We start from the raw sequence: 23,444 nt of genomic DNA on the forward strand, positions 1-23,444 counted from the left end.
GGCCACAGCCCCCTTCGCGCGATCCCGCATATTGTCAGCGACTTCATAGCTGGCAATCAGAGACTGAATGCATGACTACGCAGAACAAGGGACCCCGGATCCTCATCGTCGACGACGAGCCCAGCATCCGTGAGCTGCTCAGCACGAGCCTGCGCTTCGCGGGCTTCGGCGTGCGCGCGGTCGCCAACGGCGCGCAGACCATCTCGGCCGTCCTCGAAGAAGAGCCCGACCTCATCATCCTCGACGTCATGCTGCCCGACATGAACGGCTTCAGCGTGACCAAGCGCCTGCGCTCCGCGGGCTACACCGCCCCGATCATCTTCCTCACCGCGAAAGACGACACCGAAGACAAGGTCGAGGGCCTCACCGTCGGCGGCGACGACTACGTCACCAAGCCGTTCAGCCTCGACGAGATCATCGCCCGCATCAAGGCCGTGCTGCGCCGCACCATCCAGGAGGACGAGGACTCGGTGCTCACCGTCGGCCCCATCACGATGGACCAGGACACCCATGAGGTCTCGGTCGACAGCACCCCCGTCGAGCTCTCCCCCACCGAGTTCAAGCTGCTGCGCTACCTCATGCAGAACGCCAACCGCGTGCTCTCGAAGGCCCAGATCCTCGACCACGTCTGGGAGTACGACTTCAACGGCGACGCCGGCATCGTCGAGTCGTACATCTCGTACCTGCGCCGCAAGCTCGACCCCCTCACCGAGGAGTCGCTGATCCAGACCAAGCGCGGCTTCGGATACATGCTGAAGACAGAGACGAAGTAGGGTGACCCGTTTCGCCGACCGCTGGGCCGATGTCTCGCTGCGCGCGAAGATCACCGGCGTCACGGTGTTCATCCTGTTCCTAGGACTCATCGTGGCCGGCGTCGGCACCCTCTCGGTGCTGCGGCCCATCCTGGCCTCGACCCAGACGAGCACCCTGCTCCAGCTGCGCAACGACCCGACGGAGGCGCTCGCCCGTGGCGCCGACGTCACCGACCTCACCCGCAACGACGTGCTCGGCGCGCCCCGCGTGTACTACGTCGCCCTGCTCGGCGCCGACGGCTCACTGCAGTACGACAACACCAGGGGCGAGCAGTCGGCCGCGATCCCCGAGGTGCCCCCGCCCGGCCTGCTCAACCACGACCGCCCCATCCCGATGTCGAGCCCCGACGGCACCGAGTGGCAGGCGATCGCGCTGCCGATCAGCGAGAACGGCGTCGTCAGGGGCACCCTGCTCATCGCCGTTTCCAGCGGCTTCATCAACCAGGTGCTCGCGCAGTATGTGGTGATCTTCACGGCGTTCGGCATCGCCGTCATCCTGCTCGGCGCGGCCCTCACGCGGCTGCTCGTCACCGCGACCTTCCTGCCGCTCGCCGAGGTCGAGCAGACCGCGCTCGAGATCTCGCGCGGCGACTACTCGAAGCGCATCATGGTGTCGAGCCCGCACACCGAGGTCGGGCACCTGGGCGAGTCACTCAACGTCATGCTCGACCGCCTCGACGGCTCGCTCGAAGACCGGGCCCGCACCATCGAGCGCATGCGCCGCTTCATCGGCGACGCCAGCCACGAACTGCGCACCCCCCTCGTGTCGGTGCGCGGCTACGCCGAGCTGTACCGCATGGGCGCCCTGCAGGACGACGAGCAGGTGGGGCAGGCGATGGAGCGCATCGAGAAGGAGGCGATCCGCATGACCTCGCTCGTCGAGGATCTGCTGGCCCTCGCCCGCCTCGACGAGCGCCGCCCCCTCGAACTCGCGCCGCTGTCGCTGAACCGGCTCGCGCACGACGCTGCGCTCGACGCGCGCGCGCAGGCGCCCGACCGCGAGGTGAGCGTCGTCGAGGACGCCGCCGCCCCCGAGGTGCTCGGCGACGAGCACAAGGTGCGCCAGCTCATGACGAACCTCATCGGCAACGCCATGCGCCACACGCCCGAGGGCAGCCCGATCGAGGTGGTGGTCTCGACCGCGCCCCCCGCCGAGGGACGCCGGGCGATGGCTCGCTTCGAGATCGTCGACCACGGCGAGGGCATCCCCGAGCAGATCCGCGAGAAGATCTTCGGGCGGTTCTGGCGGGCCGACACCTCGCGCAACCGGGAGACCGGCGGATCGGGCCTCGGCCTCGCCATCGTGAAGTCGATCGTGGACGCGCACGGCGGCACCGTCGACGTGCACGAGACACCGGGCGGCGGAGCGACGTTCCGGATCGACCTGCCCGCCCCCGAGCCCGCCGACGACACCGCCGGAGCCTGAGGCGTCCCGCCCCCTTCCTCTCCCCCCCTCCCTCCCTTCCTTCCTCCCTCCCCGCTTTCCCTCCCCCTCGCCCTTCCCCGGTTTCGAGCTGACGCCTCTGGTCGTTTCGCCTTCACAGAGCGACCACAGGCGTCAGTTCGAACGAGTTTCAGTGCAGGGCGGGGCAGGAGGGAAGGAGGGAGGGTAGGCGCCCCCCTCAGTACGGCTCGGCGAAGTATCGCTCGAGCCAGGCGGGGATCGGCCGGGGACGGCACTGCAGGAACTCGCAGAGGCCGGCCCTCGTGCGTTCGAGTGCCTCCGGGCGGAAGTCCTCGTAGTGCGTGCGCATCACCCGGTAGCCCTCGTCACGAGCGCGGTCGAGGCGGCGCTCGTCGTGCAAGTACTGCGCGCGGTCGATGCGATGCTGCTCTCCGTCGTACTCGAGAATGCGGCGCTTCACCCGATCCACCGAATCGAATCTGCCGATCCAGACGCCCTCGCGGTCGTGGAGGTCGGCCTGCAACTCCAGCGTATCGACCCCCATGCGCGCGAGTTCGAAGTGCTGCAGGCTCTCCATACGCGATTCCGCTCCGATGCGGGCGACGCTCAGCGCTGCCCTGAGCCTCAGGATGCCTCGCGCGCTCGAATCCGCTACCGCGGCGGCGAGATCGTGCAGTTCGGCCAGAGACCACTCCCCTCCTGCGCGCCCTCGGACCCTCACGAGATGATCGATGGCGACCACCTGCTCGCGGAAACTCAGCAGAGACGCCGATTGGATGAGCGCCGTGGCGGGCGGAACGCAGGGCAATGCCGTCGCCGCACCCGCCACGCGCAGCGCTCTCGGCCGCACGCGGGCACCGTGGTGATGCCCCAGCACATTGCGGCCGCGGGCGGGCCCGTGCGGAGCGGCGATCGAGACGTGCACCTCGACCGGGGTGCGAATCGGGGCGCCGTACAGGTGCAGCGCGGTGGTGTGACTGAACGCTTCCCGGCGCTCCCGACGCAGCAGCGGCAGGTAGTCTGCGGCCGCACGTGCGACACGCTCGCGAAGGTGCGCCGAGCGGGCGTCGTCCTTGAGACGCCGCACACCCCGGTGCGGCGCCTCGAATCTGGGGTGGCGAAGCTGTCGCCGGCTCAACTCGCCCCGCATCCCCTCGCCGACGAGAAAGGCGCGAGGAGGCAGTGGCGAGGTTCGGGGTCCGCGGGAGGAGGGCATGGCCTCACCCTGGAGGACGTGACGGGCTGAAACGCGGTTCCCCACAGGGGCCGCCGATCCACGCCAGAAAATCGCGCCCGGCGCCGCCTGTGGACGAAGTGCTGAGTTCGGATAGACCTCCGGCTCGATCCGGCCGCTGCGATCCGGCCCGCCCGCCCTGTTGCCCGCCCGCCCTTCCCGTGCGAGATAACGCGTGTGGCCCTCTGCCTCCCACAAAACGGCCACACGCGTCAGCTCAATGGGGCGGGAGCAGGGGCGGGATCGGGAGCGGGGACGGGGCAGGGACGGGGCAGAGCGAGGACAGAGTGAGAGTGGGGCGGGAGGCAGGGAGGGCGAGGGAGGAGCACGGCGCCCAGGAACCCCCGGAAACGCAGCAGGGGCCGCACCCGAAGGTGCGGCCCCTGCGTGAGCTTCGGACTTAGAAGTCCATACCGGCGCCGGGATCGGCCGGAGCCGCGGAGGCGGGCTCGGGCTTGTCGGCGACGACGGCCTCGGTGGTGAGGAAGAGGCCAGCGATCGACGCGGCGTTCTGCAGCGCCGAACGGGTCACCTTGGCGGGATCGAGGATGCCCTGCGCGACCAGGTCGCCGTACTCGCCGGTCGCGGCGTTGAGGCCGTGACCGATGGGCAGGTTGGCGACGCGATCGGCGACGACGCCGGGCTCGAGGCCGGCGTTCTGCGCGATCTGGCGCAGCGGAGCCTCGATGGCGGCGCGCACGATCTTCGCGCCCACGGCCTCGTCGGCCGAGAGCTCGAGCGAGTCGAACACGTCCTTGCCGGCCTGGATCAGCGCGACACCGCCGCCGGGCAGCACGCCCTCCTCGACGGCCGCCTTCGCGTTGCGCACGGCGTCCTCGATGCGGTGCTTGCGCTCCTTGAGCTCGACCTCGGTCGCGGCGCCGGCCTTGATGACGGCGACGCCACCGGCGAGCTTGGCGAGGCGCTCCTGCAGCTTCTCGCGGTCGTAATCGCTGTCGGTCGACTCGATCTCGCGGCGGATCTGAGCCACGCGGCCCTGGATCTGCTCCTCGTCGCCGCCACCCTGGACGATGGTGGTCTCGTCCTTGGTGATGATGACCTTGCGGGCGCTGCCGAGCATGTCGAGGGTGGCGTTCTCGAGCTTGAGGCCGACCTCCTCGGAGATGACGGTGCCGCCGGTGAGGATCGCGATGTCCTGCAGCATGGCCTTGCGGCGGTCGCCGAAGCCGGGAGCCTTGACGGCGGCCGACTTGAAGATGCCGCGGATCTTGTTGAGCACGAGCGTCGCGAGCGCCTCGCCCTCGACATCCTCGGCGATGATGAGGAGCTGCTTGCCCGACTGGATCACGGGATCGACGACGGGGAGCAGGTCCTTGATGTTCGAGACCTTGCTGTTGACGATGAGGATGTAGGGATCCTCGAAGACCGCCTCCTGGCGATCGGCGTCGGTGACGAAGTAGGCCGAGAGGTAGCCCTTGTCGAAGCGCATGCCCTCGGTCAGCTCGAGCTCGGTGCCGAAGGTGTTCGACTCCTCGACGGTGACGACGCCCTCCTTGCCGACCTTGTCGATGGCCTCGGCGATGAGCTGGCCGATCTGCTCGTCGGCAGCCGAGATCGAGGCGGTGGCGGCGATCTCGTCGGTGGTCTCGATCTCCTTCGCGTTCTCGAGGAGCTTGGCCGACACGGCGGCCACGGCCTTCTCGATGCCCTTCTTGATGGCGATCGGGTCGCTGCCGGCGGCGACGTTACGGAGGCCCTCGCGCACGAGCGCCTGAGCGAGCACGGTGGCGGTGGTGGTGCCGTCGCCCGCGACGTCGTCGGTCTTCTTGGCGACCTCCTTGACGAGCTCGGCGCCGATCTTCTCGTAGGGATCGTCGAGCTCGATCTCCTTGGCGATCGAGACGCCGTCGTTGGTGATGGTGGGGGCGCCCCACTTCTTCTCGAGGACGACGTTGCGGCCGCGCGGGCCGAGCGTCACCTTGACGGCGTCGGCGAGGGTGTTGAGACCCCGCTCGAGCCCACGACGCGCTTCCTCATCAAATGCAATGATCTTTGCCATGTATTTCGCCCCTCCCGGACGTCTTTACTGATGGTGGGCTCCGTGCCGGCGCCGGGCACCGACGCACGGATGTTTAGCACTCAGTCGAATCGACTGCTAACACCAATCTTGGCACTCAAGCATGGCGAGTGCAAGCAGGGATGCTCGCGAGGAGCGAACACAGCCGAGTGGACCCCGTGCGCGCACGGGGCACCCTGCATGCGAGCGCACGGGGAAGCCGCACGCACAGGGAAACCTGAGCGCGAAGCCGCCACGAGTGCGCGGATCAAGCAGGGAGCGCGGGTACGCGCGAGCGGAGGGCGGTCTCGCCCGCCGGACTCACTCCGCGGGCAGGGTCGCGGGATCGACCGGCGCGCCGGTCTCCGGATCGACGGGCCAGCCCGTGTCGGGATCGATCAGCCAGCCGGTGGCGGGATCGATGAGCTGCCCGGTCGTCGGGTCGATCTGGTAGCCCGTCTCGGGGTCGATCTGCACCTCCTCTGCGGGGGCGGATCCGCCGGTCAGCGCCTGCGCCTCGTCGAGACCGGGGCCGGCGTAGTCGCCGCCGAGCAGCACGATGAGGCGTGCGCCGTACTGCTGGTACTCCTCGGTCTGGTACGTCGAGATGCCGCCCAGCTCGGCCGCGAGGCCGGCTGCAGCCGACTCATCGGCCGAGTCGGAGTAGAAGACCGCCGAGATCTGCACGTCGCTCGCCGCGGCGCTGCCGCTGAACAGGATGGTGCCCCACTGCTGCTGCGTGATGAGCTGGTCGAGCGCGGCGGCGAGATTCGGGATCTCGGTGCCGTTGAGCACGGCGACGGTGGCCGTGGGGTCGAGCACCGCGTCGGGCGTGCTGGGCGCGTTCGACGTCGTCGCGGGCCGGTCGCCGGTGAACTTGCCGACGTTGCCGAGCCCGCTCACGATCGCGATTCCGACGGTGGTGAGCAGGGCGAAGCCGAGCAGGGCGGCGACCAGGTACTGCCAGACGTACCGGGGCCGGGCCGTGATGCGGTGGGCGCCGACGCGACCGCTGCGGGGTATGCGGTCGAAGCGATCCTCGGGGTAGTCCTGGCGCGCGCCACGAGGCGTGCTCGTGCCTTCGTTCTTCTGCGCCAACCCTGCTCCCGTTCGGTCGTCCACCTGCTTCAGTTCAGCTCGCGTCGGTTCGCGCGAACTCGCGAACCCCGCGATCTCCCGACGAGATCCTGCGGCCCGCACCTCGCGCAGGATGGCGGAACCACGTCCGATCCGGCTGAGACACACACTAGAGTACCCTGCCGCTTCCTGACAGTTCCTCAGGCACGAGGCGCGACCCTGAGCCGCCGCTCGCGGCGACGCTTCGCGGCGCCTACAGCGAGTCGGGCGCGTAGATGGCGCGCGCGAGCCCGTCGATGACGTCCGGGATGCGGGTGCCGCCCGCGAACAGCACGGAGTCGTCGACGTCGATGATGCGCCGGTGCTGCCCGGCCTCGGTGAGGGCGATGCTCGGCTGCGCCTGCAGCAGGCCGTCGACGCCGCCGGCGCTCTCGAGTCCCTTCGTCATCACGATGATGATGTCGGGGTTCATCGCGATCAGCGCCTCCTCGGTCATGGGCTTCTCGCCGACCCAGCCGATCTCGGCGGCCACGTCGACGGCGCCGACCGAGCGGATGAGCGAGTCGATACCGCTGCCCTCGCCGAAGAGGTAAAAGACGCCTGCGGTGCCGCGCACGTAGAGGAAGGCGACGCGCGGCAGCTTCGACTCGTCGGCCGGCAGCAGCCGCTGCACCTCGGCCTCCTTGTCGGCGATGGCCTGGCCCAGCGAGTCGATGAGATCGGGGGCGGCGGCTCCGACGCCCAGCGCGTCGGCCACCTGCTGCGCGGTGGCGAAGCTGCCCTCGGCGTCGACGGCGCGATCGACGGTGACGACGGGGATGCCGGCCTCCCGCAGCTGCAGCACGACGTCGGTCGGGCCGATGCTGCCGTCGGTGATGATGAGACTGGGGTTGAGCGCGAGGACGCCCTCGGCGTCGATCGAGTGGCCGTCCTTCGTGACCACGGGAATGTCGTCCGAGCCTGGGAAGCTCGTAGAGATGTCGCGGCCGACGATGCGGTCGGCGAGGCCGAACGCGTAGACGAGCTCGCCGATCGAGCCGCTGAGCGAGAGCGGCACGATGCGCGAGTTGTCGGTCACGGTCACCTCGGTGTCGCCCGAGTTGTCGTGCGAGGTGACGGTGGCGGGCAGCTGCTGCTCGGGCTCCTCCGCGAGCGGTGGGATGCTGGGACCGCCGACCAGCGCGGTCGTGGGCCCCTCGTAGGCGGTGGGGTCCTCGAGCGGGGTGATCTCGCTCAGGGGCGGCAGCTCGACGGGTTCGGCCGCGGCCGAACCGCCGTGGTGGGAGCCGCTCTGGCACCCCGTCACACCGATCCCGAGCAGCACGACGAGCGCGAGCGCGGCGATCCCGCGCTTCGATCCCAACTTCATACGACGGCGCTCCTCATTCATCCGTTGAATACCGGGGTTTAGCCTAACCCAAGCTAGGTATGATGATTACTGGACTTCGAAGATCCGCCCCATTCCACACCGGCCGAGCCGCGCTCGCCGCGTGTTCCACGCAAAGGTGTTCCGAGCTCGCATGACCGTCTCCTCGTCCGCCACGACATCTCGTCGCGCGACGACGAAAACCATCCTGTTCGCGGCCCTCGCGGTGGCGCTGCTCGTGTCGATCGTGCTGTCGGGCAGCACGGGCCAGCTCGGCATCCCGCCGCTCGAGGTGCTCGGGTCGCTGCTGCACCGCGTCGGCATCGACTGGCTGCCGCTGCCGAGCCACCCCATGGGCGATCAGACCCTGTGGACGGTGCGCTTCCCGCGCGTCGCGATCGCCGCGCTCATCGGGGCGGGCCTCGCCGTCGCGGGTCTGCTCATGCAGGCCATCTTCGGCAACCCGCTCGCCGAACCCGGTGTGATCGGCATCTCGTCGGGTGCGGCTGTGGGTGCGGGCCTCGCGATCGTCTTCGGCGTCACGGTGTTCGGCGAGTGGACGACGGCGGTGTTCGCCTTCGCGGCCGGCCTCGGCGCGACGCTGCTGGTCTACGCGATGAGCCGGGCCGAGGGCCGCACCGAGGTCGTCACACTGGTGCTCACCGGTATCGCGGTGAACGCGATCGCGGGCGCCGGCATCGCACTGCTCACCTTCCTCGGCGATACGCAGTCGCGCGAGCAGATCGTCTTCTGGCAGCTCGGCAGTCTCGCGGGCAGCCGCTGGTCGCAGGTCGCGATCATCGCGCCCGTCATCGCCGTGGGCCTGCTCTCCGCGTACTTCGCGGCCCGCAAGCTCGATCTGCTGTCGCTCGGCGAGCGCAACGCGCGTCATCTCGGCGTGAACGTCGAAGTGCTGCGCATCAGCATGATCTTCGTCGTGGCGCTGCTCACCGGCGCGGCGGTGGCCTTCGCGGGCATCATCTCGTTCGTGGGCCTCGTGATCCCGCACCTGATGCGCATGATCCTCGGCCCCGCCCACCTGCCGCTCGTCACCGCGTCGGCGCTGGGCGGCGCGCTGCTGCTCACCCTCGCCGACCTCGCGGCGCGCACGGTGGTTCCGAACGCCGACATGCCCATCGGCATGCTCACGGCGCTCGTGGGCGGCCCCTTCTTCTTCTGGCTGCTGCGTCGCACGCGCAAGCGCAGCGGGGGGTGGGGCTGATGGCCCGCCACATCGAGATCCCGCAACGCGCGACGATCGGCGAGACGGTGTGCGCGGCCGAGGCCGTGCACCTGGAGCGCGGCGGCCGCGCCCTGCTCGACTCGGTGTCGCTCGAGCTGCGCGCGGGCGAGGTGCTCGCGCTGCTCGGCCCGAACGGGGCGGGCAAGTCGACACTGCTGAGCGTGCTGTCGGGCGATGTCGCTCCGGATCGCGGATCGGTGCGATTCGGCGATCGTGAGATCGGCGACTGGTCGCTCTCCGAGCTGTCGCGGCGCCGGGGCGTGCTGCTGCAGGACAACCAGCTGTTGTTCCCGTTCACCGTGCATCAGGTGGTCGAGATGGGGCGGGCGCCGTGGCGGCGCACTCCGCTCGAGGACGACGACAACGCGGCGATCTCGGAGGCGATCGCCGCGGCCGACATCGCGCACCTCGGCAACCGCCGCGTTCCGTCGCTGTCGGGCGGTGAGCGGGCCCGCGCCGGTTTCGCCCGCGTGATGGCCGGCCGCACCGGGGTGCTGATGCTCGACGAGCCCACGGCCGCCCTTGATCTGGGGCACCAGGAGGCGGTGCTCGGGATCGCCCGCGAGCGGGCGCGTGCGGGCGACGCGGTGCTGGTGGTGCTGCACGATCTCAATCTCGCCGGGGCGTACGCGGATCGGATCGCGCTGCTGCGCGACGGCCGCATCATCGCCTGCGACGCTCCGGAGCGGGTGCTGACGGCCGAGGTGGTCAGCGACGTCTACCAGACGCCCGTCGAGGTGATCCCCCACCCCGTCACGGGCAGGGGCATCGTGCTGCCGCGGCGCTTCTGACGCGGCGGGCCCGCCGCTGAGCCGGCCTGCGCGGCATCATTGAGTCGGCCCGAAAACACCGAGACGGCCCACGATTCGCGTGAATCGTGGGCCGTCTCGGCACAGATGGGCCGACTCGATCAGGCCTCTGGCGACGAGCTCCCGTCGGTCTCCCGCTCGGCGGCGGGCTGCTTCTTGCCGCGGCCCGCGATGAGCATGCCTCCGGTCACGCCGATGACGAGGATCGCCACGCCGCCGATGATGATCGGCAGCCAGGGCACACCCTGCTCTGCGGCCTGCTCGGGCTCCGCCGTCTCTGCGGGCTCAGCGGGGGTCGTCGGCTCCTCGGCCGTGCTCTCGGCGAGCACGCAGTCGGCCGCCGCGGTGAGGCTGACGGGATCGAGCTCCTCTCCCGAGACGTAGCTTCCGTACTCGCCGTTGAAGGCGTCGGCGCCCTCCGCCGTGAGGCGGGTGGGTGCCGAGACGATCTCGAGGTCGCCGCCCTGTGCTGCGACGACGCCGGTGATATCGATCTTCGCGGCCCGCACCTCGGAGGTCGCCGCCTCGCTGCCCGCGTTCGCCGTATCGGTGGCTCCCATGCTGAGCAGCAGGTAGGCGGTGTCGTCACCCGCGAACTCGATCACCGGATCGGCGAGGTCGAGCTCCATGGCGCCGCCGTGACCGGTGAAGTGCACCGCACCGGTGAACGCGATCCGCCCCTCCTCGAGCGTCTCGGAGAAGGCGCCCTCGACCTGGTTCCAGATGAAGTCGGGCGTCTCGTATCGCATGTCGTCGCTCACGGTCCACTCGCCGTTCGCGATCGAACCGCTGATGTAGGAGCGGAAGCTCTCCTTCACACCCCAGGTCATCTCAGCCGACTGCACGGTGCAGGAACCGTTCGCCTCGGCGGTCGCAGGGGCCGCGGTCGCGGCCACCGGTGCCGCCGTGACGGCGGCACCGATGAGCGCGGAGGTGACGAGACCCCGGAGCGCTGCGGTCTTCTTGCTCATCACTCTCCCCTGTTGCCCCGACGCTGCACGACCACGAGACCCGTCGTCGCACCGGCGATCACCAGCAGGGCGATCGCGGCCGCCCACCAGACCCACACGGGCCCGTCGTCGGTCGGTACCACGCCGGCAGCCACGGGCTCCGCCTGCTCCGCGATCGCGCTGGTGGCCTTCTTCTTGACCTTCACCTTCGCGGTCTCGGCCTTCTCGGCGATCTCGATCACCGCTCCGGCGTTGATGCTGCCCTGCAGGGTGATGGTGTGCACCCCGGGCTCGATGTCCTCGGGCAGGGTGCCGATCCAGCGCACGGTGCCGTTCTCGTCGGCGCCCGCAGCCTCGTCGAGCACGATCGGGTCGGAGTAGAGCACCACGAGGATGTCGCGCTCCTTGCGCTCGAAGCCGGAGGCCTCGATCTCGATCTCGCCGCCGGGCACCAGCTTCTTCGTGGGGGTCACCACCTGGATGCCGGTGGTGGCCGGGGGCGTCGCGGCCGGGGTGCGCTTGGTCTGCTTCGCCGCAACAGTCGTCGAGCCGTAGCTCGCACCGCTCGCCGAGCCCACCGTGAAGGTGACGGGGTCAATGCCAAACGAGTACTTTGCATCGCTCACACCTTCACGGCTAACACGCCCTGCGACGGGTGCACCAGCCCAAGTGACCTCACCGTTAGCTCCCACGGATTTTGCCGCTACCGCGAGATTGACAGGGTAGCTCTGCCCGCGCACCGTGATGGTAGCCGAGACGGCACTCGTAACAGTGATGACCGGGTTGCCGAACGATTCGCTCATCTGTCCGCCGTGCCCGCTGAAGGTCACCACGCCCGAGTACAGCACCGAGCCGGTGTGGGTCGCCGCGTTCCAGGAGCTGCCGGCCTGCGGGAACACGTAGCCGCCCGCACCGCCGCCGACACCGTTACCGGTGACGCTGCCCTTCGCGATCGGGCCGGTCGTGTAGCCCGCGAACCCAGACGACACGGCCCAGGTCAGCGAACCGGCCTGCTGGGCGCCCTGCGCAGGCTGCACGGGGGCCGGAGCGACGGGCTTCGGCTGCTCGGGCTTGGGCTTGGGGGTCACCGGATCGGTGGGCTTCACGTCAGACGCCGCACCCACCGTGAAGGTGACCGGATCCATCTCGCTGCCGGCCGGGTAGAAACCGAGGAAGTGGTCGACCGCGTCGGCCCGCAGCGCGCTGGGCGCCCCCGTCCAGGTCACGGTGCCGTCGTCCTCAGTGCGCTTCGCTTTGCTCAGGTCGATGTCCACGAGGCGCACGAGCGTGTTGTCGAGCTTCGCGCTCAGCACAGCCCGGGTCGCGCTCTCCACAGTGATCTGCGGATCGGCCAGGGTGAGTGCGAGACCGCCGTTGTGGCCGCTGAAACCCACACCGCCCGCGTAGCGCACGTTGCCTGTGCCGGTCTTCGTGTTCCACGAACCGCCGGTGATCTGCGGGAACTCGAAGACGCTGCCGGAGCGCTTCGCGGCGCCGAGCATCGTGATGGTGCCGCCGGCACCACCCTCGACGTAGGTGCGGAAGCTCTCCTTGACGCCCCACTTCAGGCCGCCCTTGGCGACCTCGGGATCGGGGGTCGGCGTACGATCCTTGCCCTTGAAGTTGAGCGAGACCATCTTCTCCTGGGCAGCGTTCTTGGTGTTGACGCCACCCGCGTAGGTGTAGATGCCGAACTTGCCGCCCGAGACGAGATCTGCGGGTTCCTTGAGCGTGACCGTCCAGGTGAACGATCCTGTGGCCGGATCGAGATCGACCCATTCCGTACGGATCGTGTCGCGGTGCTCTGCGGGTACGTCCTGCTCGAGGGTGTCCTCGGCGAGAGCCCAAGCGCGGTTGCTCTTGTCCATCTTGCGCTGGTCGCTCTTCACGCCGGCCGAGGGCTTCCAGTTCTCGGCGAAGTGACCGAAGACCGCGAACGTGCCCTGCGGCTTGTCGGAGGGGATGGGAGTGCCGATACCGCCGAGGTCGCACGTGATCTGGCCGGGCAGGCACTTGTTCACGTAGGGGTCGTACCCGGTGCCCTTGACGACGAGCTGATCGCCCTCCTTCACCTCACGGCCGTCGTAGGGGGTGACGCCGTCGGCGAGGAACACCTGCAGATCGGCCTCGAAGGTGGGATCCACGGGGCGTTCGCTGTCGGTGTAGTTCAGCGCGAGCTTGGTCTCCTGCGCCTTGTTGTTCACACCACCAGCACCATAGGTGTACACGCCGTAATCGCCGGTCACCGTCGCAGCATCCTTCGGATCAGCCAGCGTCAGCTCAGCCGTCCACGAACCATCCTCGGCAAGCGACACCCACTGCGAACGCACCGTGTCCTGGAAACCCCGATCGTTCGGAATCTGATTCAGCACACTCTCAGCCAGAACCCACCCCTGAGGGCCGGCCTTCCGCTGAGACGATGCCACCCCGTCAGCCGGGCTCCACGCCTCAGCGAACTTGCCGAACACCACATACGAACCCTGCGGCAACGTGCTCGGGATCGGCATGCCACGACCGCCCACGTTCGCAGCCGGATCAAACCCGGTGCCCTTGATCGTCAGCTTGTCACCCTTGTACACCTGCGCACCCGCAGCAAGCGGAGTCGTCGAATCACCCAAGAACACCTGCACCTCAGGCGACCACACCGGGGCAGCCGCCTCGACGGTGACCGTTACCGGCGTCCCAGTCGAGGAGGGGGCGTACACAGCAGCCTCATCGGGAGCGAAGCTCGCAATGATGCTGTGGTCACCCACCGCCAGGGCCGGAATGGAGGCGCCGGCGATGCCGGTCGCGGCGTCGACGGTTGCGGATCCGATGGCCACGCCGTCCTCAGTGAAGGTCACGGTGCCCGCCGCCCCCACGGGGGTCACGATGGCCTGGAGATCGAAGCTCGCACCCTCGGTCACCGGAGCGCTCGGAACCGAGGACCACTCCGTCACGGTCTCGGTCACCACCGGAGCGGCGGCGTATGAGATGGATCCCACCGCGTTCTGCGACGGATCGCTGAAGCCCTGGCCGTGCGCTTTCGAAGCGTACAGCGCATAGTTCGCTCCCTCAGCGAAGGCGGGCACCTCGAAGGTGATCGAGAACGTACCGTCCCCGTTGAGAGGAGCAGTCTTACCAACGCCGGTTTCCCCCTCGACGTTGCCGGGAGCGACCCACACCGTATCGAGCAGCTGCGCGGACCCCTGGTAGAAGCCCGGCAGCCCGGCCGGGCCGATGCCGACGTACACGCCGACGCTGTTGCTGCCGTCGAAGCCGGAGCCGGTCACCGTCACGGTGCCGCCCTCGCGGGGAGCCTCCGACGCGACCATCTCAGGGCCGGCAGCGTGCGCGGCCGTGGGCACCATGAAGAGGCCGCTCAGCGCGACGAGGACGGTGGTGATGAGCGCGAGCAGTTTCGATGATCTGCTGCGTACCTGCGAATCGTGCTGGATCACGTGCGCGATGCTCCTTGTTTCTGGGGGCGGTTGCAGACGAGGCTTCTCGTCAAAAAGGAGGCGCTCGGCCTCCCTCGGATGTGACTAAGGCATACCTAACCCCAGTCGATCACCAATAGTCTGACGAATATCATCGGATGATGCAAGTCGGGTGTGCGTTCTACCCGTGTCGACGATCCTCTCCCCTGACGTTCAGCAGCCTCCCGGCGTACACTGGGCAGCGCATCGACGCGCGCGAAGGAGTACCGTGAACCAGCCGGTCGAACCCGATGACCGCTATGAGGTGCGCCTCGACGACGCCGAGTGGCGCGCGCGCCTCTCCCCCGAGGAGTATGCGATCCTGCGCCAGGCCGCGACCGAGCGGGCCGGCACCGGAGCACTGCTGAACGAGGATCGCGACGGTCTCTACCGCTGCCGCGCCTGCGGCAACGAGCTCTTCGTGGCGGGCACCAAGTTCGACTCGGGCTGCGGCTGGCCGAGCTTCTACGAGAGCGTGCGCCCCGAGGCGGTCGAACTGCTCGAAGACTCCAGCCTCGGCATGGTGCGCACCGAGGTGCGGTGCGCGAAGTGCGGATCGCACCTGGGCCACGTGTTCCCCGACGGCTTCGGCACCCCCACCGGCGACCGCTACTGCATGAACTCCCTGGCCCTCTCGTTCGAGTCCGGGTCCGACGAGACCACGGCCGGCGCATGAGCGCCGAGTCGACGCCACGGGCCGCGCTCGACGCGGTGCGCAACCGCCGCTCCTACTCGAAGGTCACCGACGACGCCCCGTCGCAGGCCGAGCTCGAAGAGCTCGTGTCGGCGATGTCGAGCATCGCCGACCACTCCGGGCTGCGCCCCTGGCGTATCATCGCGCTGCGCGGCGACGCCCGCAAGAAGCTCGGCAAAGCGCTCGCGAAGGCCGAGGGCGGCGACCGCGAGAAGTACGTCGCCAAGGCGCAGCGCGCTCCCCTGCTGCTCGCCATCGTCGTGAGCCCGCGCAAGGACAAGATTCCCCTCTGGGAGCAGGAGGCCGTCGCGAGCGGCGTCGCGCACACCCTCGGCCTGCTGCTGCACGAGGCCGGCTGGGGCACGATGTGGCGCACCGGATCGCTCACCCGCGCGAAGGCCGTGCGCAAGGCGCTCGGGGTCGAGAAGCCCGAGTATCTGCTCGGCTGGATCTACGTCGGCGGCGTGCCCGAGAAGGAGCGCCGCGTCAAGCCGCGCAAGCCCCTCGATCTCTCACGGCACCTCAGCGAACTCTGATCCGGCGGCGATCCGGATCCGTCACGCCCGCGAGCCGCGCCCCGGCAGCGACGCGATCACCACGGCCGCCAGCGCCACGGCGGTGCCGACCGCCATGGCGGCCGTCACACCGCCGGCGAGCGGCAACCCCGCCTCCAGCAGCACCGACGCGATGAGCTGCCCGGCGACGTTCGACATGCTGAGCAGCAGCACCCCGGTGAGGCGGACGAGGATCGCGGCCACCGCGATGAAGATCACGCCGATCACGCCGCCCACGTAGAACCAGGGCTCGCTCGGCCAGTTCTCAGGCCACCCCTGGGTGGCCACCGACACCGCTGCGGCGACCGCGAGCACCGCGGTGCCCACCACGAAGTTCACGAACGTCGACGCGATCGCGCTCTGCGCGGCCGCCCGCACCAGGCCGTTCACCGCCGACTGCCACGACATGCCGATGCCCGCCACCAGCGGAACCACCACGAGCCACGGCGATCCCGCGCCGCCGAGGCCGCCCGCGACCGAGATCGCCACGGCCGCGACCGCCAGGATCGTGCCCGTCACGCGCGGCAGCGACGGATCAACCCGGCCGCCCGGACCCAGCCCGATGCGATCCATGAGCAGGCCCCCGAGCACCTGACCGGCGACGATGCCGACCGTGAACAGCGCGAGACCGATCACCGACGCCACAAGCCCCTGCGTGAGCACGAAGAACGCGCCGCAGGTACCGCCGAGCAGCCCCCAGACGGGGTACCGGCCCGCCCGCACCTCCGCCGTGAGCAGCCCCATGCCGCGTCGCGCCTTCGGCGTGAAGAGCAGCACCAGCCCGACGAGCAGCAGGCCGGAGCCGAACGAGGCGAGCGCGGCGAGGTATCCGCTGCCGATCTGCTGGCTCAGGCCGCCGTTGATGCGCGACTGCACCGCGACCAGCATGCCCGCAGTACCGGAGCCGAGCAGCGCGACGGGAACCCTGAACCTCACATGCACCCGGTCAACCATACTCCTCCGACAGGAGCCTGCGCGCCGGGAAGCGCCGCGGGCTGCTGCGCGGGAAGCCGGTGGAGCCGGCGACACCGGAGTCGATTCGCAGACCGACAGGCGGCGACACGCAAAAGGCCCCGCGGAGCGGGGCCAGCGTGGAGCCCAGCCCTCGCTCCGCTCCGTGGCCGCAGCAGTGGCCGCGCGCCTCTTGAGAAAACGCTGCCGCGTTTTCTCTGCGAGCCCAGCCCTCGCTGCGCTCCATGGCCGCAGCAGTGGCCGCGCGCCTCTTGAGAAAACGCTGGCGCGTTTTCTCTGCGAGCCGCCTGTCGGACTCGAACCGACCACCTGCGCTTTACAAGGGCGCTGCTCTACCAGATGAGCTAAGGCGGCGAGGGGGCGGCGACGTGCGCCGCCGCCCCGAGCAGTTTACTCCGAGTCCTCCGCGTCGGCGGAATCGTCGGCGGCCGAGCTGTTCTTCTCGACCTCGCTCTTGACCTTCAGCAGGTACGACTCGAGATCGCCGTCACGAGCCTGGTTCCACTGCTGGCCGTTCACGATGACGGTGGGGGTGCTGACGAGGCGCTGCGCCTGGTCGGCGGGCTGCAGCTCGGTGCCGCCGGGGCCGAACATCTGGGCGCCCTTGGCGAGGCCCTGCACGCCGGTCTCGCTCACGGCCTTGTAGTTGGCGGCGATGAAGCTGCCGAAGCGCACGTCCTTGACGCACTGGCGCAGTTCGTCGGTGAGCTCGGCTCCGGCGCCCTCGGCCTGCTCGAGCAGCTCGTCGTCGGTGAGGCCGGTGCTGCCCTCGGCCGGCTGCACTTCAGCGCTCAGGAGGGTGTTGTGCAGCTTGAATGCGACGTCGGGCTGCTGCTCGACCACGCAACTGAACAGGTTGGCGGCGCGGGTCGAGTACTTGGTGCCGAGCGACGCACTGTCGAGGAAGTTCAGCGGGTAGACCTGCAGGGTGACGTCGCCGCTGCCCACGTAGTTCTCCAGCATCGTGCCGTACTGCTGCTCGAACGCGCCGCAGGCGGGGCACATGTAGTCGACGTAGATGCTCACGTCGAGGGGCAGCTGCTTGCGGTCGACCTCTGGCGCCTCGCGCTCCTCGCCGGACTGCAGCGCCGGGGTCTCGACCACCTTGAGGTCCTTGGTGAATACGACACCGCCGGAGGCCATATTCTCGGGGCCGGGGCCGGCGGGCTTCATCGTCTGGGTGAGGATGAGGGCGACGACGGCGAGGATCGCCAGCACGCCGACCACGATGCCGCCCTGCAGCAGCAGGCGGCCGCGCTTCTCGCGGCGCTTCTCGGCCTCGCGGGCGAGGCGCGCCTGCTCGCGCGCCCGCTCTCGGCGCTCGTTCTTCGTGAGTTTCTCTGCCATGGCTCTCTCCAGTAGTGCCGCCTGCCGGTCGGCTCCGGTCGTTCTCAGGGATTGGGCGGCCCGCCGCCTCGCCTTACTTCTTCTTGTTCGCGCGGCGCTCGGCTCGGTTCGCGGGGGGTGCCGTCGCCGGGCACCTGCTGGCCGAAGGCTCCGCGTTGCGCGGGCTGCTGGGGCTGCGCGGGCTGGCTGCCGCGTGCGGCGTTGCGCGCACGCGCGCCGGCGCCGGTCTCGCCCTGCGCGCCGCTGACGGACGGCGCGCCGTCCTCGTCGGGTGCGGTGTAACTGAGCTTGGACTGATCCGGCGTCTGCTGGTCTTCCAGCCCGCCACCCTCGAGGTGCACGTGGTCTTGCGGGCCGGCGGCGGGGCGCACCTTCACCTCGAGGTTGTAGAGCATCCCCATGGACTCTTCCTTGATCTGCCCCATCATGCCCTCGAACATGGTGAAGCCCTCGCGCTGGTACTCGATCAGCGGATCGCGCTGCGCCATCGCGCGCAGGCCGATGCCCTCCTTGAGGTATTCCATCTCGTAGAGGTGGTCGCGCCAGCGGCGGTCGATCGCGGCGAGCACCACGCGGCGCTCGAGTTCGCGCATGGCCTCCTCGCCGAGCTCCTCCTCGCGCTTACGGTAGGCGACCTCGGCGTCGGAGAGGATCTCCCGGCGCAGGAACGCCTTGTCGACGCGGGTGCCGCCGGCCTCGGCGACGAGCTCGTCCACGGTGATGCCGATCGGGTAGACCTGCTTGAGGTCGCTCCAGAGGGCGTCGAAGTCCCACTCGCCGTCGAGGCCGTGGGAATCGAGGATCGCGTCGATCGTCTGCTCGCGGAACGCGTCGATGCGCGACTCGATCTCTTCGCCGTCGAGGATCTGCTGGCGGTCGCTATAGATGGCCTTGCGCTGGCGGTCGAGAACGTCGTCGTACTTCAGCACGTTCTTGCGGATCTCGGCGTTGCGCTGCTCGACCTGGCTCTGCGCGCTCTGGATGGCGCGGGTGACGACCTTCGACTCGATCGCGAGGTCGTCGGGGAAGCCGTCGCGGTTCATGAGCGCGGCGGCGGCGCCGGAGTTGAAGAGGCGCATCAGGTCGTCGGCGAGCGACAGGTAGAAGCGGCTCTCGCCGGGGTCTCCCTGACGGCCGGAACGGCCCCGCAACTGGTTGTCGATGCGGCGCGACTCGTGGCGCTCGGTGCCGAGCACGTACAGGCCGCCGACGGCGATGACCTTCTCGGCTTCCTCGGCGACGGTGCGCTTGACGGCGTCGAAGACGTCGTCCCAGGCGGCCTCGTAACCTTGCGGATCCTCCTCGGTCGAGAGACCGCGAGCGGCCATCTCCTGCACCGCGAGGAACTCGGCGTTGCCGCCGAGCATGATGTCGGTGCCGCGGCCGGCCATGTTGGTGGCGACGGTGACGGCGCCCAGGCGCCCGGCCTGCGCGATGATCGCGGCCTCGCGCGCGTGGTTCTTGGCGTTCAGCACCTCGTGGCGCACGCCCTTCTTCGCGAGCAGGCGCGACAGGTACTCGCTCTTCTCGACGCTCGTCGTGCCGACGAGCACGGGCTGGCCCTTCTCGTAGCGCTCGGCGATGTCTTCGACGGCCTGCTGGAACTTGGCCTCCTCGTTCTTGTAGACGAGGTCGGGCTGATCTTTGCGCTGCATGGGCTTGTTGGTGGGGATGGGCACCACGCCCAGCTTGTAGGCCGACATGAACTCGCCGGCCTCGGTCTCGGCCGTACCGGTCATGCCCGAGAGCTTCTCGTAGAGGCGGAAGTAGTTCTGCAGGGTGACGGTGGCGAGCATCTGGTTCTCGGCCTTGACCTGCACGCCCTCCTTGGCCTCGATGGCCTGGTGCATGCCTTCGTTGTAGCGGCGGCCCGCAAGGATGCGGCCCGTGTGCTCGTCGACGATGAGCACCTCTCCGTTCAGCACGACGTAGTCCTTGTCGCGGGTGAAGAGCGCCTTCGCCTTGATCGAGTTGTTGAGGAAGGAGATGAGGGGGGTGTTCACCGACTCGTAGAGGTTGGTGATGCCGAGGTGATCCTCGACCTTCTCGATGCCGGGTTCGAGCACGCCGATGGTGCGCTTCTTCTCGTCGACCTCGTAGTCGACGCCCGGCTCGAGCTTGCGCGCGATGCGGGCGAACTCGGCGAACCAGCGGTTGGCCTCTCCCGACGACGGGCCCGAGATGATGAGCGGGGTGCGGGCCTCGTCGATGAGGATCGAGTCGACCTCGTCGATGATGGCGAAGAAGTGGCCGCGCTGCACGCGCTCCTCGGCGCTCGACGCCATGTTGTCGCGCAGGTAGTCGAAGCCGAACTCGTTGTTGGTGCCGTAGGTGATGTCGGCGTTGTACTGCTCTCGACGGGTGGCGGGATCCTGTCCGGCGACGATGCAGCCGGTGGTCATGCCGAGGGCGCGGAAGACGCGGCCCATGAGCTCGCTCTGGTAGCTGGCGAGGTAGTCGTTGACGGTGACGACGTGCACGCCCTCGCCGGCCAGCGCGTTGAGATAGGCCGGCATCGTGGCGACGAGCGTCTTGCCCTCACCGGTCTTCATCTCGGAGATGTTGCCCAGGTGCAGGTTGGCGCCGCCCATCACCTGCACGTCGAACGGGCGCAGACCGATGGTGCGCTTGGCGGCTTCCCGCACGGCGGCGAACGCCTCGGGCAGCAGATCGTCGAGGGTCTCGCCCTTCTCCAGGCGGGCCTTGAACTCGAGGGTCTCCCCGCGCAGTTCCTCGTCGCTGAGGTCGGCGAAGGAGCCCTCGAGATCGGCGACCGTCTTGGCCAACCGCTGGAGCTTCTTCAGGGTGCGACCCTCGCCGACGCGAAGGAGCTTTTCGAGAACTGTCGCCACGTTGTGTCTCCTGTAAGGTTCTGCACGGTGGTCCGCTTCGCGACTTCACCGCCGTTGCCGAATTGTGACAACTCCTCAGCTTAGCAAGGCCAAGCCCGGCACCGGCTGGGGACTTGCCCGGATGGAGGCCCAGTGGGGGAACCCTCGCGCGAGGTGCTCGTGATCCTCCCCACCTTCAACGAGCGCGAGACGCTGTCCGGTGTGATCGCCGGGGTGCTGGGCTCGGTGCCCGAGGCGCGGGTGCTCGTGGTCGACGACGGCAGCCCGGACGGCACGGGGGCGCTCGCCGATCGGCTGGCCGCGTCCGAGCCCCGCGTCGAGGTGCTGCACCGGGCCGGGAAGAGCGGGCTCGGCACCGCCTACATCGCGGGATTCCGGGCGGGGATCGCCGCGGGGTACCGCCTGGTGGTCGAGATGGACGCCGACGGCTCTCACCTCGCCGGCGAGCTGCCGCTGCTGCTCGACGCCGCACGTGCGAACGGCGGCGCCGCGATCGGCGCGCGCTGGATCGAGGGCGGGCGGATCGTGGGCTGGCCGCGCTATCGGCGGTGGATATCGCGCACCGGCACTCGGGTGGCGCGGATCGCGCTGCGCTCGGGGCTGCACGACCTCACGAGCGGGTTCCGCGCGATCGACGCCTCGTGCTGGCGCGCCTCGACCTGGACTCGCTCGATTCTCAGGGATACGGCTTCCAGGTGGAGACCGCCTGGGAGCTCGAGCGGCTGGGCTGCCCCATCGCGGAGGTGCCGATCACGTTCGTGGAGCGCGCGGGCGGCCACTCGAAGATGACGTGCGGGATCGTGTTCGAGGCTCTCTGGAACGTGCTGCGCCGAGGCTGGTGGCTGCGATTCGGGCGGCGCGGCTGACGCCGTTCCGCAGCCGGCCGGGGCGATCGATCGCGGTGTCACCGGCGAGCCCCTCGCCCCTGAGGCAGGGGCGAGGGGCTCGTCCGAGGCGAACCGGCGTGCGCGCTACTCCTCGGTGAGCGAGATCACGCCGTAGTTCCAGCCCCTGCGCCGGTAGACGACGCTCGGGCGGCCGGTGCCGCTCTCGACGAAGAGGAAGAAGTCGTGGCCGACCAGCTCCATCTGGTCCACGGCGTCCTCGACCGAGAGTCGCTCGGCGGGGAACTCCTTGCTGCGGATCACCACGGGCGAGTACTGATCCTCGCCTCCCTGCTGATCGGGGAGCGGGATGCTGCCGGTCGCGACGGCGTCGATGACCTCGGCGGGAGCGGGGGTGACATCGATCTCGGCGAAGTCGCGGGCCGCCGCGTCGCCCAGCGAGAGGCGGCCGCGGCCGCGGCGGTCCTGCCGCTTGTCCTTCATGCGGCGGATGCGCTCGAGCACCCGGCCGTAGGCCATGTCGAAGGCCGAGTACTTGTCTCCGCCGGCGGACTCCGCGCGGATCACGGGGCCCGGCCCGATGAGCGTGATCTCGACGAGATCGCCGTGCTTGGGACTGCGGTCGCTCTGGCGCGAAACCTTCACTTCGAGCGCCTGAGCCCGGGGCAACAGGCCCGACACCTTTTCGGTCTTCGATTCGACGTAGTTCTCGAAGCGGTCAGTGATCCCGACATTCTTGCCGCGGATGTTCACGTCCATGGTGACCTCCCAAGTGACTCAGGCGGGTGGGCCTCTGTGGCGCACCGTTACGCCTTTCCCGAACTCTACTGCACTCGGGGTTTTCGTTTCCACCTCGGCTCCGAGCTCGCGGTCAGGAACCTCGCTCAGCTCTGCGGAGCTCCCGGGAACATCCGCCCGTCGATGAGCGCGAGGCCCGGGAACGCGGCCCGGGAGCACGATTCAACGCGGCCGCTCGGCGTCGCGAACGGCCGCTCGGGGCTCGGCATCGGGTCACCCGACGACCCTCGGAGGGCCTGCGGGACGCCCCGACGCCTCACGCGTGTCGCGACGCCGGGCATGGCAGAGCGCGACGACCGCGACCACGTTCGCGCCCGCGGCTTCGAGCGCGTCGCGGCAGGCGAGCGCGGTCGCTCCCGTGGTGATCACGTCGTCGACGAGGACCACCTCGCGTCCCCGCAGCACGGCTCGGCGCGATGCGCGCACGCGCACCCTGCGGGCGTTGCGCGCCCGCTCGTCAGCGCTCAGACCGACTTGACTGCGCCGCCCGCGAGCCGCCCGCAACGCGGCGATTCGCAGCACTCGCACCCCCTGGCCTCGCAGAGCGCTGCTCACGAGCAGATCGACGTGCCGGTAGCCGCGCCGCCGCGTGCTCGAGCGCCGCGAGGGCGCGGCGACGATCACGGGGGCTGCCGGGCCCCGGCAACGGGTCAGCGCCGCCGCGAGCGGCACCCTCAGCTGCGCCCCGAGCTCGCGCCCGAGGCCCGTGCGGCCCCCGTGCTTGAACGCGACCAGCACTGCGCGCAGCGGCCCCTCGTAGGCGCCCCGCACGAAGCACGGAGCGCCGATCTCGGGTTGCAGCGGTGGCGCCGAGCGGCGCAGCTCCACGCGGCAGGGCAGGCAGCACTCGCGGTCGGCGTCGCCGCAGCTCACGCAAGTGGTGGGCCACAGCAGCGCCAGCAGGTCGAGGCCGACCCCTCTGAATTTTGCGATGATCGACACGCTCCGATCCTGGCGCAGCGAGGCCGCCGCGGCGCTCCCATTCGAGCGATCCGTGGAGAGATCGCCCGC

The 23,444-nt window shown here is 69.5% G+C and carries 17 protein-coding genes, 1 tRNA gene and 1 pseudogene; 7 read left to right on the forward strand and 12 right to left on the reverse strand.

Features of this window, described 5'->3' with window-relative positions; translation table 11 throughout:
• The first annotated feature begins 71 nt into the window (after positions 1–71).
• Both Leucomu_RS11440 and Leucomu_RS11445 read left to right on the forward strand, forming a co-directional pair.
• Positions 72–773 (forward strand): response regulator transcription factor, encoded by a 702-nt coding sequence (locus tag Leucomu_RS11440; RefSeq protein ID WP_017883530.1) that lies wholly within the window; start codon positions 72–74, stop codon positions 771–773.
• 1 nt (position 774) lies between these two features.
• Positions 775–2,238 (forward strand): sensor histidine kinase, encoded by a 1,464-nt coding sequence (locus tag Leucomu_RS11445; RefSeq protein ID WP_128387310.1) that lies wholly within the window; start codon positions 775–777, stop codon positions 2,236–2,238.
• 196 nt (positions 2,239–2,434) lie between these two features.
• Here Leucomu_RS11445 and Leucomu_RS11450 read toward each other — a convergent pair whose 3' ends face one another.
• The 4 genes from Leucomu_RS11450 to Leucomu_RS11465 all read right to left on the reverse strand — a co-directional run bounded on the left by Leucomu_RS11450 (position 2,435) and on the right by Leucomu_RS11465 (position 7,914).
• The gene (locus Leucomu_RS11450; protein WP_128387311.1) at positions 2,435–3,658 is read right to left on the reverse strand and encodes a hypothetical protein; all 1,224 of its coding nucleotides are present in this window, start codon (positions 3,656–3,658) and stop codon (positions 2,435–2,437) included.
• 193 nt (positions 3,659–3,851) lie between these two features.
• The gene (groL, locus tag Leucomu_RS11455) at positions 3,852–5,471 is read right to left on the reverse strand and encodes a chaperonin GroEL (RefSeq protein WP_017883533.1); all 1,620 of its coding nucleotides are present in this window, start codon (positions 5,469–5,471) and stop codon (positions 3,852–3,854) included.
• Positions 5,472–5,789: 318 nt separating this feature from the next.
• Complete coding sequence (locus Leucomu_RS11460) at positions 5,790–6,566, reverse strand: LytR C-terminal domain-containing protein (RefSeq protein WP_128387312.1); 777 nt, start codon at positions 6,564–6,566, stop codon at positions 5,790–5,792.
• Between the two features lie 232 nt (positions 6,567–6,798).
• Positions 6,799–7,914: a heme/hemin ABC transporter substrate-binding protein gene (locus tag Leucomu_RS11465; protein WP_128387313.1), complete on the reverse strand. Its 1,116-nt coding sequence runs from the start codon at positions 7,912–7,914 to the stop codon at positions 6,799–6,801.
• Between the two features lie 151 nt (positions 7,915–8,065).
• Between Leucomu_RS11465 and Leucomu_RS11470 the strand changes: the two genes are divergently transcribed.
• Both Leucomu_RS11470 and Leucomu_RS11475 read left to right on the forward strand, forming a co-directional pair.
• Complete coding sequence (locus Leucomu_RS11470; protein WP_017883536.1) at positions 8,066–9,133, forward strand: FecCD family ABC transporter permease; 1,068 nt, start codon at positions 8,066–8,068, stop codon at positions 9,131–9,133.
• Positions 9,133–9,945 (forward strand): heme ABC transporter ATP-binding protein, encoded by an 813-nt coding sequence (locus Leucomu_RS11475; RefSeq protein ID WP_031289850.1) that lies wholly within the window; start codon positions 9,133–9,135, stop codon positions 9,943–9,945. The genes Leucomu_RS11470 and Leucomu_RS11475 overlap by 1 nt, the downstream gene beginning before the upstream one ends.
• A 119-nt stretch (positions 9,946–10,064) precedes the next feature.
• Here the strand turns inward: Leucomu_RS11475 and Leucomu_RS11480 are convergent, their stop codons facing one another.
• Complete coding sequence (locus tag Leucomu_RS11480) at positions 10,065–10,934, reverse strand: HtaA domain-containing protein (protein WP_128387314.1); 870 nt, start codon at positions 10,932–10,934, stop codon at positions 10,065–10,067.
• The gene (locus Leucomu_RS11485; RefSeq protein WP_128387315.1) at positions 10,934–14,353 is read right to left on the reverse strand and encodes an HtaA domain-containing protein; all 3,420 of its coding nucleotides are present in this window, start codon (positions 14,351–14,353) and stop codon (positions 10,934–10,936) included. The genes Leucomu_RS11480 and Leucomu_RS11485 overlap by 1 nt, the downstream gene beginning before the upstream one ends.
• 247 nt (positions 14,354–14,600) lie before the next feature.
• On the opposite strand from Leucomu_RS11485, the gene msrB reads away from it, so the two are divergent.
• Together msrB and Leucomu_RS11495 are read left to right on the forward strand one after the other, a co-directional pair.
• The gene (gene msrB, locus Leucomu_RS11490) at positions 14,601–15,047 is read left to right on the forward strand and encodes a peptide-methionine (R)-S-oxide reductase MsrB (RefSeq protein WP_194294552.1); all 447 of its coding nucleotides are present in this window, start codon (positions 14,601–14,603) and stop codon (positions 15,045–15,047) included.
• A complete protein-coding gene (locus Leucomu_RS11495; RefSeq protein ID WP_128387316.1) occupies positions 15,044–15,601 on the forward strand; it encodes a nitroreductase family protein in 558 nt (185 codons plus the stop codon). The genes msrB and Leucomu_RS11495 overlap by 4 nt, the downstream gene beginning before the upstream one ends.
• A 21-nt stretch (positions 15,602–15,622) precedes the next feature.
• On the opposite strand, the gene Leucomu_RS11500 is transcribed toward Leucomu_RS11495, so the two are convergent.
• The 4 genes from Leucomu_RS11500 to secA all read right to left on the reverse strand — a co-directional run bounded on the left by Leucomu_RS11500 (position 15,623) and on the right by secA (position 20,790).
• Positions 15,623–16,573 (reverse strand): DMT family transporter, encoded by a 951-nt coding sequence (locus tag Leucomu_RS11500; protein WP_128387317.1) that lies wholly within the window; start codon positions 16,571–16,573, stop codon positions 15,623–15,625.
• Between the two features lie 299 nt (positions 16,574–16,872).
• A tRNA-Thr gene (locus Leucomu_RS11505) sits at positions 16,873–16,945 on the reverse strand.
• Between the two features lie 36 nt (positions 16,946–16,981).
• Positions 16,982–17,938, reverse strand: coding sequence for a DsbA family protein (locus tag Leucomu_RS11510; protein WP_017883543.1), 957 nt, complete (start codon positions 17,936–17,938; stop codon positions 16,982–16,984).
• Between the two features lie 44 nt (positions 17,939–17,982).
• On the reverse strand, positions 17,983–20,790 hold the full coding sequence (secA, locus tag Leucomu_RS11515; RefSeq protein WP_194294553.1) for a preprotein translocase subunit SecA: 2,808 nt from the start codon (positions 20,788–20,790) through the stop codon (positions 17,983–17,985).
• Between the two features lie 132 nt (positions 20,791–20,922).
• Between secA and Leucomu_RS11520 the strand changes: the two are divergent.
• Positions 20,923–21,656 (forward strand): annotated as a pseudogene (locus Leucomu_RS11520) (polyprenol monophosphomannose synthase).
• A 105-nt stretch (positions 21,657–21,761) separates the two neighbouring features.
• On the opposite strand, the gene hpf reads toward Leucomu_RS11520, so the two are convergent.
• The gene (gene hpf / locus Leucomu_RS11525) at positions 21,762–22,394 is read right to left on the reverse strand and encodes a ribosome hibernation-promoting factor, HPF/YfiA family (protein ID WP_017883546.1); all 633 of its coding nucleotides are present in this window, start codon (positions 22,392–22,394) and stop codon (positions 21,762–21,764) included.
• A 252-nt stretch (positions 22,395–22,646) separates the two neighbouring features.
• Positions 22,647–23,375, reverse strand: coding sequence for a ComF family protein (locus tag Leucomu_RS11530; RefSeq protein ID WP_128387318.1), 729 nt, complete (start codon positions 23,373–23,375; stop codon positions 22,647–22,649).
• Positions 23,376–23,444 lie beyond the last annotated feature (69 nt).

This window comes from Leucobacter muris (assembly GCF_004028235.1).
GTDB classification, from domain to species: Bacteria; Actinomycetota; Actinomycetes; order Actinomycetales; family Microbacteriaceae; genus Leucobacter; species Leucobacter muris.

Excerpts from the sequence above, each read along its gene's own strand:
- groL (WP_017883533.1), bottom strand. The coding sequence starts at position 5,471 with ATGGCAAAGATCATTGCATTTGATGAGGAAGCGCGTCGTGGGCTCGAG.
- Leucomu_RS11470 (WP_017883536.1), top strand. The coding sequence starts at position 8,066 with ATGACCGTCTCCTCGTCCGCCACGACATCTCGTCGCGCGACGACGAAA.
- Leucomu_RS11500 (WP_128387317.1), bottom strand. The coding sequence starts at position 16,573 with ATGGTTGACCGGGTGCATGTGAGGTTCAGGGTTCCCGTCGCGCTGCTC.
- Leucomu_RS11510 (WP_017883543.1), bottom strand. The coding sequence starts at position 17,938 with ATGGCAGAGAAACTCACGAAGAACGAGCGCCGAGAGCGGGCGCGCGAG.
- Leucomu_RS11465 (WP_128387313.1), bottom strand. The coding sequence starts at position 7,914 with ATGAAGTTGGGATCGAAGCGCGGGATCGCCGCGCTCGCGCTCGTCGTG.
- Leucomu_RS11440 (WP_017883530.1), top strand. The coding sequence starts at position 72 with ATGACTACGCAGAACAAGGGACCCCGGATCCTCATCGTCGACGACGAG.
- Leucomu_RS11480 (WP_128387314.1), bottom strand. The coding sequence starts at position 10,934 with ATGAGCAAGAAGACCGCAGCGCTCCGGGGTCTCGTCACCTCCGCGCTC.
- hpf (WP_017883546.1), bottom strand. The coding sequence starts at position 22,394 with ATGGACGTGAACATCCGCGGCAAGAATGTCGGGATCACTGACCGCTTC.
- Leucomu_RS11475 (WP_031289850.1), top strand. The coding sequence starts at position 9,133 with ATGGCCCGCCACATCGAGATCCCGCAACGCGCGACGATCGGCGAGACG.
- Leucomu_RS11495 (WP_128387316.1), top strand. The coding sequence starts at position 15,044 with ATGAGCGCCGAGTCGACGCCACGGGCCGCGCTCGACGCGGTGCGCAAC.